This is a genomic window from Alishewanella sp. HH-ZS (genome assembly GCF_001704375.1).
Classification (GTDB): Bacteria; Pseudomonadota; Gammaproteobacteria; order Enterobacterales; family Alteromonadaceae; genus Alishewanella; species Alishewanella aestuarii.
In genome coordinates, this window is the sequence record NZ_LZEJ01000005.1 from 55,686 (window position 1) to 67,684 (window position 11,999).

Annotated in this window: 13 protein-coding genes; 6 read left to right on the plus strand and 7 right to left on the minus strand. The window is 52.3% G+C overall.

Annotated elements, in window-relative coordinates; translation table 11 throughout:
* Positions 1-24: 24 nt before the first annotated feature.
* Both trxA and rho read left to right on the plus strand, forming a co-directional pair.
* Positions 25-351, plus strand: a complete 327-nt coding sequence (trxA, locus tag A9165_RS03250) for a thioredoxin TrxA (protein ID WP_008609714.1) — start codon at positions 25-27, stop codon at positions 349-351.
* Between the two features lie 197 nt (positions 352-548).
* Entirely contained in the window at positions 549-1,814 is a 1,266-nt protein-coding gene (rho, locus tag A9165_RS03255; protein ID WP_008609715.1) for a transcription termination factor Rho, read from the plus strand.
* Positions 1,815-1,841: 27 nt separating this feature from the next.
* On the opposite strand, the gene A9165_RS03260 is transcribed toward rho, so the two are convergent.
* From A9165_RS03260 to A9165_RS03285, 6 genes are read right to left on the minus strand one after another with little or no spacing between them, the layout of a single operon-like run.
* Positions 1,842-2,708 carry a hypothetical protein gene (locus tag A9165_RS03260; RefSeq protein ID WP_008609716.1) on the minus strand — a complete coding sequence of 289 codons (867 nt, stop codon included), beginning with the start codon at positions 2,706-2,708 and terminating at the stop codon, positions 1,842-1,844.
* A 57-nt stretch (positions 2,709-2,765) separates the two neighbouring features.
* Positions 2,766-4,073, minus strand: a complete 1,308-nt coding sequence (deoA, locus tag A9165_RS03265; protein ID WP_065954876.1) for a thymidine phosphorylase — start codon at positions 4,071-4,073, stop codon at positions 2,766-2,768.
* Complete coding sequence (locus A9165_RS03270) at positions 4,074-4,505, minus strand: cytidine deaminase (RefSeq protein WP_065954915.1); 432 nt, start codon at positions 4,503-4,505, stop codon at positions 4,074-4,076. It abuts the gene before it with no gap.
* A gap of 56 nt (positions 4,506-4,561) precedes the next feature.
* Positions 4,562-5,737 carry a sugar MFS transporter gene (locus A9165_RS03275; RefSeq protein ID WP_065954877.1) on the minus strand — a complete coding sequence of 392 codons (1,176 nt, stop codon included), beginning with the start codon at positions 5,735-5,737 and terminating at the stop codon, positions 4,562-4,564.
* Between the two features lie 43 nt (positions 5,738-5,780).
* Positions 5,781-6,572, minus strand: a complete 792-nt coding sequence (locus A9165_RS03280) for an amidohydrolase (RefSeq protein ID WP_065954878.1) — start codon at positions 6,570-6,572, stop codon at positions 5,781-5,783.
* On the minus strand, positions 6,560-7,738 hold the full coding sequence (locus A9165_RS03285) for a methionine aminotransferase (RefSeq protein ID WP_065954879.1): 1,179 nt from the start codon (positions 7,736-7,738) through the stop codon (positions 6,560-6,562). The genes A9165_RS03280 and A9165_RS03285 overlap by 13 nt, the downstream gene beginning before the upstream one ends.
* Positions 7,739-7,872: 134 nt before the next feature.
* Here A9165_RS03285 and A9165_RS03290 point away from each other — a divergent pair, with 134 nt between their 5' ends.
* The 4 genes from A9165_RS03290 to A9165_RS03305 all read left to right on the plus strand — a co-directional run bounded on the left by A9165_RS03290 (position 7,873) and on the right by A9165_RS03305 (position 10,847).
* Positions 7,873-8,514 (plus strand): methylthioribulose 1-phosphate dehydratase, encoded by a 642-nt coding sequence (locus tag A9165_RS03290; RefSeq protein WP_065954880.1) that lies wholly within the window; start codon positions 7,873-7,875, stop codon positions 8,512-8,514.
* Complete coding sequence (gene mtnC / locus A9165_RS03295; protein ID WP_065954881.1) at positions 8,511-9,188, plus strand: acireductone synthase; 678 nt, start codon at positions 8,511-8,513, stop codon at positions 9,186-9,188. Before A9165_RS03290 ends, mtnC begins: the two co-directional genes overlap by 4 nt.
* Positions 9,189-9,203: 15 nt before the next feature.
* A complete protein-coding gene (locus A9165_RS03300) occupies positions 9,204-9,746 on the plus strand; it encodes an acireductone dioxygenase (protein WP_065954882.1) in 543 nt (180 codons plus the stop codon).
* A gap of 195 nt (positions 9,747-9,941) precedes the next feature.
* Positions 9,942-10,847, plus strand: coding sequence for a LysR substrate-binding domain-containing protein (locus tag A9165_RS03305; RefSeq protein WP_065954883.1), 906 nt, complete (start codon positions 9,942-9,944; stop codon positions 10,845-10,847).
* Between the two features lie 190 nt (positions 10,848-11,037).
* Here A9165_RS03305 and A9165_RS03310 read toward each other — a convergent pair whose 3' ends face one another.
* Complete coding sequence (locus A9165_RS03310; protein WP_141686131.1) at positions 11,038-11,796, minus strand: hypothetical protein; 759 nt, start codon at positions 11,794-11,796, stop codon at positions 11,038-11,040.
* Positions 11,797-11,999: the final 203 nt, after the last annotated feature.

Here is an 11,999-nt window from a genome sequence, read left to right on the forward strand (position 1 = left end):
TGCACAGCCTGAACGGAGAAATAGATGAGCGAACATATTTTACAGGTTTCTGACGACAGTTTCGAAACTGACGTGTTAAAAGCAGAAGCGCCGGTACTGGTAGACTTCTGGGCAGAGTGGTGTGGGCCTTGTAAAATGATCGCGCCAATCCTGGATGATGTCGCCACTGAATACGCCGGTAAGGTCACTGTTGCTAAGGTCAATATCGACCAGAACCCGAATACACCACCTAAGTTTGGTATTCGTGGTATTCCAACCTTACTGTTATTCAAAAACGGTCAGGTTGCAGCAACCAAGGTTGGTGCGCTGTCAAAAACCCAGTTAAAGCAGTTCCTGGATAGCAATATCTAAGCACAGTACGAAAAAAGGCGTATTTTTTATACGCCTTTTTAAATTGTCTGCTGGACGCAGTCATTATCAGCTGCTATTGTGTGCAATAGCAAAAGTCCTGAACCACGCTTGTCTGTCGAAAAAACCAACTTCAATCCCTTATTTTTATCGAACCGATAAGCTTTTACTCTGTTTTTACCAACAAGAACCCATCAAATATGCATTTAACAGAACTGAAACTGAAGCCAATTAGCGAACTGGTTGAGCTGGCTGAGTCTATGGGCCAGGAAAATATGGCCCGTCTGCGCAAGCAAGACATCATTTTCGCCATCCTGAAAGCCCATGCCAAAAACGGTGAAGAAATTTACGGTGATGGCGTACTGGAAATTCTACAGGACGGCTTCGGTTTTCTGCGCTCCTCTGACAGCTCTTATCTGGCCGGCCCGGATGATATCTATGTCTCGCCGAGTCAGATCCGCCGTTTTAACCTGCGTACCGGTGACAGTATTTCAGGTTTGATCCGGCCACCAAAAGAAGGTGAGCGTTATTTCGCGCTGTTAAAAGTCAGCGAAGTGAACTTCGGTAAACCAGAACAAGCCCGCAATAAGATCCTGTTTGAAAACTTAACGCCGCTGCATGCCAATTCACGCCTGCGGATGGAGCGGGGTAATGGCAGCCGTGAAGATATCACGGCCCGGGTATTAGATCTGGCAGCGCCTATTGGCCGCGGTCAACGCGGTCTTATTGTAGCCCCGCCGAAAGCCGGTAAAACCATCTTATTACAGAATATTGCACAGTCGATTGCCGCCAACCACCCTGAGTGTGTGCTGATGGTCTTACTGATCGATGAGCGTCCGGAAGAAGTCACCGAGATGCAACGCCTGGTAAAAGGTGAAGTGGTGGCCTCGACTTTCGATGAACCAGCCAGCCGTCACGTCCAGGTTGCGGAGATGGTGATTGAAAAAGCCAAGCGCTTGGTCGAACACAAAAAAGATGTGATTATCCTGCTCGACTCAATTACCCGTTTAGCCCGTGCTTACAACACCGTGATCCCAAGCTCCGGCAAAGTATTAACCGGTGGTGTCGATGCCAACGCCTTGCATAAACCAAAACGCTTCTTCGGTGCCGCCCGTAATGTGGAAGAAGGTGGCAGCCTGACCATCATCGCGACGGCGTTGGTTGATACCGGCTCGAAAATGGACGAGGTTATCTACGAAGAGTTTAAAGGTACCGGTAATATGGAATTACACCTGTCGCGCAAAATTGCTGAGCGCCGGGTATTCCCTGCTATCGACTTTAACCGCTCTGGTACCCGCCGTGAAGAGTTATTGGCGTCACCGGAAGAGCTGCAAAAAATGTGGATTTTACGCAAGATCCTCAATCCAATGGATGAGACAGATTGCATGGAGTTCCTGATCGATAAGCTGTCGATGACCAAGACCAACGATGAGTTTTTCGACGCGATGAAGCGGCAGAAATCTTAATTCTGCCTGCAGCAAAAAAAACCGGCTTTATGGCCGGTTTTTTTCTGCCATTTGCTGCTTCAACTGCAGAAATTTCGGCAGCAAAATTTGTCTGGCGTTCTGATCCAGCCAGTAAAACAGCAGCTCCTGAAAATCATCAGCCTGCCACAATACCGGTAATACCTGATTGATTTCCGTGATCAGCTGCTGACTCAACGGATGCTTATTGCAAGTGATATAGGACACCGAATAAGGCGAAGCACCAAGCAGCGCGGCGCTGGCAATATCGCTGGTATAAGCCAGGTTACGCTGATAAAACTGCATCCGCTCAGGGTATTCAATGACATAATCGATACGTCGGGAATGCAGCAGCGCTGCCGCATTCAATTCACTGGTAAACTCTGTCGCCAGCAGATTGCTGCCTTGCTGGCCTATCGCCTGTAGCATCACCTCGGGATAATACCTGTTGGGTTGATAGGCGCCAATCAGCTCCGGATGCTGTACCAGCTTATTAATATCCAACGTCAGATCGCCTTCAACATAGTCGGCGACCATGCTAGTACTAACATAATTTACCGCGAAGCCCGGGCCGATCGCCACCGGCAAAGAGTAATAACGGGTACTGGCCCGCTCCTCGGTATACAACGAGCCCGCGATACAGATAATTTCGTCGCTGCGCTGAAAATGCGGCTCAATTCGCCCCAGACTGATTAAGCGGCTTTGATGCTGATACTGCGGCAGTAAGGCCGCCAAGCGCTTAAGTAACAGATCAAAGGTGCCCTTACCCAGATGTGGCCCTTCCAGGATCTGGTGCGGTGCCCAATCTGTTTGTAACCAGACCACAGTAGGATTGCCCGCCGCAGCAGCTGCGGGCAATATTGAGGTCGCCACCAGATAAAACGCACTACTTAACACTAAAATTCCCTCTTGTGTTATCAGGGCGGATGCTGCAGAAATTCTGCAGCCTTTCGGTTAGCCGATAACCTGATGCAATAATGGGTAACTGACAGCGGCACCAAACTGACAGGCCGCCAGATATTCCGCTTGTGCTACAGCGGCAGCCTCGCTAGTCGCTGCATGCACCATCGCAATCGGCTCACCGGCGCTAACCTCAGTGCCCGCGGCAACAATGTTGCTAAAACCCACTGCCGGATCAATTTGTTGTGCCGGGTGTGAACGACCGCCGCCCAAACGTACCACCGCCATCCCTAAGCCAACGGTGTCAGTATAGACCAGTTTGCCCGTTTGTGGAGCCAGTACCGGAACAACCACCGGCGCCTGCGCCAGATAGTTATCAGGCCGCTCCAGTAAATCTGCCGGCCCTCCCAAGGCACTGACCATTTTGGCAAAGATTTCAGCGGCTTTACCACTGCTCAGACTATGTTCCAGCGCAGCGATGGCGGCGGCCTTATCCTGATAGCGTTTACCGAGCAGCAGCATATTGGCACCCAACTCCAGCGTCAGCTGGTGTAACCGTGGTTCGCGGTATTTGCCGGTCAGATAATCCAGCGTTTCGACCACTTCCAGCGCATTACCGGCGGTGGTGCCGAGGATCTGATTCATATCGGTGATCAGCGCCCGGGTGGCGACACCGGCGCCAGTCGCCGTGTTAACAATACTGTGGGCTAAGGCACTGGCATCCTCTGCCGTGGCCATAATGGCACCGTTACCGACTTTGACATCCATCACCAGGGCATCCAGCCCCTCGGACAGTTTTTTCGATAAAATCGAGGCCGTAATCAACGGAATAGACTCTACTGTCGCCGTCACATCACGAATCCCATAGAGCCGGCGATCGGCCGGCGCCAGTTCACTGCTCTGGCCGACAATGACACAGCCCAGCTCAGGTAACAGCTGGCGAATTTTCGTCAGGGGTTGCGTACAGCTGTAGCCCGGTATAGCTTCCAGTTTATCGACTGTACCACCGGTGTGCCCGAGGCCGCGCCCGGCAATACTGGGCATAAAGGCGCCACAGGCCGCAACCATCGGCGCCAGCATCAGGGTCACCTTGTCACCGACGCCGCCAGTACTGTGTTTATCCACCACCGGACCATTCAGGCCCGGCCATTGTAATACAGTACCGGAGTCGCGCATTGCCAGCGTCAACGCCACCGTTTCCGGTACCGTCATGCCATTTAAATAAATCGCCATCGCCAGCGCCGCAGCCTGGCTATCGCTAAAGCTGTCGTCGGTCAGCCCCTGCACAAACTGCCGGATCTCGGCTTCGTTTAACACGCCACCATTGCGCTTACGTTTAATAATTTCCTGTGGAATGGCCATTTATATATCCTTTTCAATTTTTGTGCTGGCTGCCAGATAGGTTGGCGTAAAGGCATCCGGCAATAATTGCTGCAAACTCCAGCTCTGTTGCTCACCTAAATGATTACAACTGGCGATCGGACTGTCTGGTAAAAAGAATTCGGCGATCACCTGCCGGCAAATACCGCAGGGCGGGGTAAGTTTCGTTTGCGGGGTATATACCATTAACGCCTGAAAGCGGCGTTGGCCGGCCACCACGGCAGCGGCGATGGCATTGCGCTCGGCGCAAACCGTACCGCCGTAAGAGGCGTTCTCAACATTACAGCCGGTGAAGATCTGACCATTTTCAGCCAGTACTGCCACACCAACCGGAAACTGACTATAGGGCGCATAAGCCTGCGCGGCGGCATCTTTGGCAGCCTGTTGCAGGGCTGCCCAATCGAGTTGTTTCACTATTTGAAACCCGGTTAACCAATGGGCATATAGTGTTGCCGCGAATCCGTTGCCGGTCAAGCCCTGCTTAGGCGTGCCGCCAGTAATCGACAAAACACGATTAGGGTCAGCAATAACCAGAAACTGGCCAGTGGCACCAGCCAGAACGCATTAACGATGCCGGCTTGTCCGGCCCAAAGCCCGGTTAGGAGTCCGGCAAACTGGAAACCCACCGCACTGCCAATGCTGGCAATACCGGACAGTACCGGGCCATTGTCACTATCCAGATCCATCACTGTGGCCAGCATCAGCGGGAAAATGGCGCCAATCCCCAGACCCAGCAATAAATTTCCTACCCCGAGCAGCGCAACGGTCGCGCCCAGCTTCACCAACAAAGCACCAGTGACGGTCAGGATACCTAATAGCAGTAACAACTGGCTTGCCGTTAGCCAGCGCAGCAGCAGCGCAAAGCCCAGCCGGCTCAGCACCATACCGCCGGTAAACCAGGCCAGCAGTAACCGGCTTTGCTCTGCCTGTAAACCGAGGCCGGTTACCGCATAGCTGACAAACCAGTTACCCTGGCCCCACTCCGCCGCGCCATATCCAATCATCACCAGCAGTAGCAGTAAAAACAGTGGCTGGCGTAATAATGCCGTGTAAGACAAACTTCTGGCGCCGCTGCGTGCCGGCTGCGCCAAAGCCGGTAACCTTGAAGCCACCCAGTAGCTGTAACAGGCAATAACAAGCAGGCCAAAAGCAAGGATCCGTAGCGGCCAGCGCCAGTCATCCAGGTAGCGGAACAGCAGTACCACCCACAGGGGCGCGGTAAGGGTGCCAAGACTAAACATAAAGTCCATCAGTCCCATCATCGCCGCCCTGCGGTTAGCAAATAAGCGGGCGATCAGCGTATGGCCAATGGTAAACATAATGGAATAGGTCATGCCGATCAGAGTGATCAGCAGCAGTAAATAGCGCCAGTCGTTAACCAGCGAGATCAGTAGTAACCAACAGGCGGATAACAGCGCCAGTGCCGCGAACAGCTTTAAAAACTGAAACTTCTGCGCATACTTACCGCCCAGCACGGCACCGAGTATGGTGCCAACCGACATCAGACTAAAGAACAGACCGCTAAGGCTTTTCGATAGCGCCAGCTCTGCCGCCAAATCAGGCAGCAGCAAGCCCCACAGAATAATCAGGTTACCGAGGATAAAGAAACCGCTAAAGATCACGGCAGTCGGTGCAGCACGCGACATCGCTAAACTCCCTGCGCCAGCTTACCGCAGCTGCGGTTTGGCACTAACGTAATTCGAAAGCATCGGCATCCAGCTGCGCCGGAAACTGCTGCCGGAACTGCTGTAACGCCGCCAGATCGGCCTCTGCATAAAGGATGCCGCTCTGCTCAGGCGCCAGCTCAGCCAGCGGCTGGCCCAGATAATCGACAATCAGGCTATCGCCGCGGTAATTAAGACCATTAGCATCCTGCCCCACCCGGTTGCAGCCAAACACATAGGCCTGATTTTCAATCGCTCTGGCCTGCAATAATAACCACCAGGCGCGGCTACGCGGCGCCGGCCAGTTTGCGACATAAATTATGGCATCATAATCGCCCAGGTTGCGGCTAAAAACCGGAAAGCGCAGGTCATAACAGACCTGCAGCAAGATGCGCCAGCCTTGCCAGTTAACAATAACCCGCTGCTGTCCGGCGGCATAAGCCTGATGCTCACCGGCCATGCGGAATAAATGGCGTTTATCATAGGACTGTACCGCACCATCCGGGGTGACAAAATACAGCCGGTTCACATAGTGCCCGTCAGCTGCGCGAACCGCCAGCGAACCGGCAATGGCACTTTGATAGTGCGCCGCCTGCTGTTTAAGCCAGCTTAGTGCCGGCCCGGGCTCATGCTCGGCGATACGGGCACTGTCCATACTAAAACCACTGGCAAACATTTCTGGCAATACCAGCAAGTCTGCGGCCGGGGCGGCGGCCAGTTGCCGCGACAGCGCCTGCAGGTTAGCCGCAGTATCCTGCCATACCAGTTCTGTTTGCAGCATCGCTACCCTTAGCTTGGGTGCCATCACAGCCGGCATAACACCTCCGCGGCCTGAGCCAGTGTCGTATCCTGCTTGGCAAAACACAGCCGGATTATCCGTGCATTGGACCCATGCTGATAAAATACCGACAGCGGGATCGCCGCCACTTTATGCTCGATGGTCAGATAACGGCAAAAACTGAGGTCATCCAGCTCTGGCGCAATGGCGCTATAGTCCAGCAGCTGAAAATAAGTACCCTGACAAGGTAACAAGCTGAACCGACTACCGCTTAACGCCTGGCGGAACTGATCGCGCTTGTGCTGGTAAAACGCCGCCAGCTCGGTCACCTGCTGCGGCTGTTCGCGCAGCATCTCGGCGATCGCATATTGCGCCGGCGTAAAACTGGAGAAGGTGACATACTGATGAATTTTCCGAAACTCTGTCATCAGCCCAGCTGGCGCCACCGCATAACCGAGTTTCCAGCCGGTAACATGAAAGGTTTTACCAAAGGATGACACGATAACCGAGCGTGCCGCCAATTCCGCATAACAATTCGCGCTCAGCCGCGGTGCCGCATCGTACACCATATGCTCGTAAACTTCGTCACTAAGACAATACAGGCCATGCTGGGCAACCAAGTGCTGCAAGGCCAGCCAGTCTGCATGGCTAAATACCATTCCGGTTGGATTATGCGGGCTATTGACGATAATCAACTTAGTACGCGGCGTGAGCCGTGTCGCCACCTGCTGCCAGTCAACCCGATAATCCGGCGCCTCTAAACGCAGATGCACCGGTACACCACCGGCTAACTGAATGGCCGGGCTATAGCTGTCGTATGCCGGGTCAAACAGGAGCACCTCGTCCCCCGGCTGCACCAGCATCTGGATCGCGACAAATAAGGCTTCAGTGGCGCCGCTGGTGACGGTGATCTCACGGCTCTCATCCAGAACTCGGCCATAACAGCGTGCGGTCAGGGCCGCAATTTGCTGCAGTAACAAGGGAACACCCGGCATCGGCGCATATTGGTTTAAGCCGGCGCTACTGTGCCTGGCCAGCGCGGCCAAAAGCTGGCTATCGGCAGCAAAATCGGGAAAACCCTGCGATAAATTAATGGCTTGCTGCTCTGCCGCTAACTGCGACATCTGACTGAAGATGGTGGTGCCCACCGCGGGTAACTTGGAAACTATCGACATAAGGGCTGAAAAAGTTGCGAAAACCGGCATCAATGCTATCATTTGGCAGGTTTCAAGTATAGACATCTAAACGCTCAAGCGTATAAACGCCTTAATGGTTAAAATATTTAACCGCGTCAGGCAATAAATAGCGACGAATCGCAGCGAATAACCAGGTCAGTAGCATGAATAATACAGCCCATGTGCATCAGCTTAACCCGAACGCCATTGCGCTCTGCAGCCTTGGCCGCTGGATCGCCAGCCGGCATTGGGTGCCCGCCACCGGCGGTAATTTCTCCATTCGTCAGGGCGAAAACAGCGCTCTGGTCACCGCCTCCGGCAAAGATAAAGGCGAACTCAGCCCGCAAGATCTGCTGCCGGTAAGCTGGCAGGATGAACAGCTGTCCAGCCCGCACGGAACGCCGTCAGCAGAAACCGCCTTGCACGCCGAATTGTACCGGCTGGATCCGGCCATTAAAGCAGTGCTGCATACCCACTCCGTACATGCCACGGTATTTTCGCGTCTGGTGCAGGCCGACAGCTATCTGTTTAGCGGCTACGAGATGCAAAAAGCCATCACCGGCATTAAAAGTCACCAGCAGTTATTGCCACTGGCGGTATTTGATAATACGCAGGATATCCCGGCCCTGGCGAAACAGCTGCGCCAACGCTGGCTGCAAAAACCTTTGCCGTTTGCACTGCTGGTACGCGGCCATGGTCTTTATGCCTGGGGCCATAGCCTGGAGCAGGCAAAAAGGCATTTGGAGGGTTGGGAATTTCTTATACACTGCGAACTGGAACGTATTAAATTAACAGGCTTACCGTGAACTACCGCGCCATTATTACCGATATTGAAGGCACCACCAGCCGCATCAGCTTTGTCACTGACATCTTGTTTCCGTACGCCAAAGCGCATTTACCAGCCTTTATTCAGCGTGAGCAACAGCAGCCGGCGGTGGCAGCAGAACTGGATGCCATCCGGCGCCTGCTGGGCCAGCCGGCCGCCAGCACCGACGACTGTATTGCCGCCCTGCTGGACTGGATCGCTGCCGATAAAAAACTGACACCGCTAAAAACCCTGCAAGGCATGGTTTGGCAGCATGGTTATCAACAAGGCCATTTTCAGGGCCATATTTATCCGGATGCCGCCGCGCAACTGCGCCACTGGCAACAGCAGGGCATCCAACTTTATGTATACAGCTCCGGCTCAGTACAAGCGCAACAGCTGCTGTTCCAGTACAGCGAAGCCGGTGATCTGCGGCCGCTGTTCAGCGGCTACTTTGATACCCGCATCGGCGCTAAGCAGGAGATCGCCAGCCATGCGGCTATCCTGCAGCATTTGCAGCTGCCGCCCAATCAGGTGCTGTTTTTATCCGATGTCCCGGCCGAGCTCGACGCCGCCGCCAAGCTTGGCATTGCCACAGTGCAACTGATCCGGGAGCAGCAAGCGCCCAGCCAGCACCAGCGGGCCGAAAATTTTTATCAGATTGAGGTGCAATAAGAGGTGCAAAGTTAGATGAGCCGTTTACAAATCTTCGACCTGAGCCAGCCCCAGCAAGCGCGATTTAGCAGTAGCGACGCTGCTGAGATCGCCGCGAAATTGCAGCAACAGGGCATTCGCTTTGAACAATGGCAAGCCGCAGCGCCAGTCAGCGCCAGCAGCAGTAGCGAACAGGTGCTCTCAGCCTATGCCGCCGATATCAGCCGACTAAAAGCAGAGCAAGGTTATCAGACCGTGGACGTGATTTCGCTGCACCCGGCGCATCCGGATAAGGACGCGCTGCGGCAGAAGTTTCTGGATGAGCATATCCATAGCGAAGATGAAGTGCGGTTTTTTGTCCGTGGTCAGGGCTTGTTCTGCCTGCATTTAGGTGAGCAGGTCTATCAGGTGGTGTGCCAGCAGAATGATCTGATCAGTGTGCCGGCCAATACCCCGCATTGGTTTGATATGGGCAGCGCCCCGGATTTTACCGCTATCCGGTTGTTTAATAACCCAGCGGGTTGGGTGGCGCACTTTACTGGCACCACTCTGGCCCGACAATTTCCGCTGTTAGATTAGGCGACAAGCCGCTACCAGACACCATTTTGCCGCAGTAGAATGCTGCAAAATGGTGCAACACTGATAAAAGGGCTAGATAAGCTAGCTTAACCAACTGAAAGTAAATCACTTTTAATTATGGTTTAGCTCTTGCAGTAATTTTGTCATACTAGTTTCCTATACTTCACGTTGATGCTGATACCCGGGTAAGTTGATATGTCTTTGCAAACACCGCTGCGAGGCTTGCGCTGTTTCTGTGTTGCCGCAGAATGCCTTAGCTTTAAAGAAACGGCGAAACAGCTGTACCTGACGCCATCTGCGGTAAGCCATCAAATCAAACAGCTGGAAGATAACCTGAACCTGAGTTTATTTGAGCGCAAAACCCGCGCCATTGAATTAACCGAAAGCGGTAAACAGTTTTATCACGCCATTAAGCCGCTGCTGGAGCAACTTAGCCAAACCATTAACCAGTTTAGCCAGGTAGAACGCACCCAAGAAGTCAGTATCTCGATGCCGGAGTTCTTTGCCAGTGAGCTCTTTGTCCCGCGCTTGCGCGGCTGGTCGGAACAATATCCGAATATTAACCTGACGCTGGAAACGGTGAAATCGCGCCGTGAGACCCCGAAATATACCGATGTGTCGGTGGTGCTATCCGGCAAAAAGCCGCAGGATGTGCTGTCTTACGATCTGTTCCCCATTAGCTATATCCCGGCCTGTAACCCGAGCTTGTTTCAAAAGCTGCATGGCAAAGGCTACCGGGTGCTGGAGAAAACACCGCTGATCCTGCATCAGGCGCGGCCCACAGCCTGGCACCAATGGGCAGAGCGGGTCGGTTATCATCAGTTTCAACCAAAACAAATTATTCAACTGGACAGTATGTTTAGCGTGGCCCGGGCAGCACAGCAAGGTCTGGGGGTGGCGCTGATCCCGATGCCGATCAGCCACGCCTGGTTTAGCAGCGGCGCCCTGGTCAAGCTGTTTGAACAGGATTTACTAAGCCGCGACCGTTACTATCTGGTGCAGCATAATGAGGATCCGGAGCGGCCGGAAATTAAGCTGTTAATCGACTGGGTACTGCAAAGCTTTAATACCCCGGAAGTAGCGCTGCAACCCGCGAGCTAACGGCATTTTCCGCCACTTTTCACTGAAGCAAAGTTCCGCCGCCATAGATGAATTTTTTTAACCTGTCAGGTGTTTTTTTATCGTTTGTACAGCTTGTCGGTACGGCTTATAGTTAGCCCGTGTTCGAGATTCGAATACAGCGGTTAAAGTTGTTGAAGGGTGTAACCTACCCTTACCTGTCTACCTTGTCTTAGCCCGATTGAATAAATCGGGCCTTTTTTTGTTTGAAAAACGCTAGTGAATTGATGTCGAAGTAAAATATTTTCTGATCGCCAACATACAGTGGTGGCTCCCAGATATTATCTGTAAGGATGATATTATTCACTCCCAACGCTTTAAGGGCGTCGTAGCTGTAGCTCCACAAACCGACGTGCTTAATTGACTCATAGTGGTCAGAATGTTGCCCTAATATCATTACTCTGTAATCAACACCCAGCTCCCGCAATAACACACATTCTCGCAGATGATTACTGCTAACAGGAAATTCAAACTGACTGCCATATCTTGCTCTCAACTCAGATAAATCACAACTTAAGGAATAATCATCGACCGCTTTCAAATAGGAAGCACTTACAAATGGTAGTTGTCGCATTTGTAGTAAACTGCCATGCCAACCGACAAAGCTACTTCTTCTTAAAAACTTATCCTTGCCAGCTATAAAAACATAATTAGCACATGACGATATACAATACTCACCAACTTCTACATCTAGTGTATTCTCGCGTACCCACTCGCCCAGTTGTATACCGGATTCTACCGCACCGCCTGAACTCGAAATCACGATGCGTTTGGGTTTTGCATTACTTTTTTCGAATAGCGTAAATGCCGTTACATTCTTAGATTCTGTAATAACACCATGATATTCAATATGCCCATGATCATTTACAAAAACTTTAGAGTATACAACGCTAGGAAATGAAACCAGCAGCAGAAAAAATATTATCTTCATTTTAAAACCCCAGAGCATATTGATGCTCTGGAGGCGCTCCAACAATATTAGAAAGAGTAAGTACCACCTAGCCACGGATTTTTTTCACATATAACCTTTGGCTCGATCCATACGAATTGAGTGTAACAGCTTCCTCCAGAAACTAACTCTAGCTGTTCAAGCGTGAGCTCATTCAATGAATTAGTCTGATTTAAATTTGTATC

What these genes read in the sequence shown, in the direction of transcription:
- deoA (WP_065954876.1), bottom strand. Translation starts at nt 4,073, where the DNA reads ATGGCCATTCCACAGGAAATTATTAAACGTAAGCGCAATGGTGGCGTG.
- A9165_RS03285 (WP_065954879.1), bottom strand. Translation starts at nt 7,738, where the DNA reads ATGCCGGTTTTCGCAACTTTTTCAGCCCTTATGTCGATAGTTTCCAAG.
- A9165_RS03300 (WP_065954882.1), top strand. Translation starts at nt 9,204, where the DNA reads ATGAGCCGTTTACAAATCTTCGACCTGAGCCAGCCCCAGCAAGCGCGA.
- A9165_RS03305 (WP_065954883.1), top strand. Translation starts at nt 9,942, where the DNA reads ATGTCTTTGCAAACACCGCTGCGAGGCTTGCGCTGTTTCTGTGTTGCC.
- trxA (WP_008609714.1), top strand. Translation starts at nt 25, where the DNA reads ATGAGCGAACATATTTTACAGGTTTCTGACGACAGTTTCGAAACTGAC.
- A9165_RS03275 (WP_065954877.1), bottom strand. Translation starts at nt 5,737, where the DNA reads ATGTCGCGTGCTGCACCGACTGCCGTGATCTTTAGCGGTTTCTTTATC.
- A9165_RS03310 (WP_141686131.1), bottom strand. Translation starts at nt 11,796, where the DNA reads ATGAAGATAATATTTTTTCTGCTGCTGGTTTCATTTCCTAGCGTTGTA.
- rho (WP_008609715.1), top strand. Translation starts at nt 549, where the DNA reads ATGCATTTAACAGAACTGAAACTGAAGCCAATTAGCGAACTGGTTGAG.
- A9165_RS03280 (WP_065954878.1), bottom strand. Translation starts at nt 6,572, where the DNA reads ATGCCGGCTGTGATGGCACCCAAGCTAAGGGTAGCGATGCTGCAAACA.
- A9165_RS03290 (WP_065954880.1), top strand. Translation starts at nt 7,873, where the DNA reads ATGAATAATACAGCCCATGTGCATCAGCTTAACCCGAACGCCATTGCG.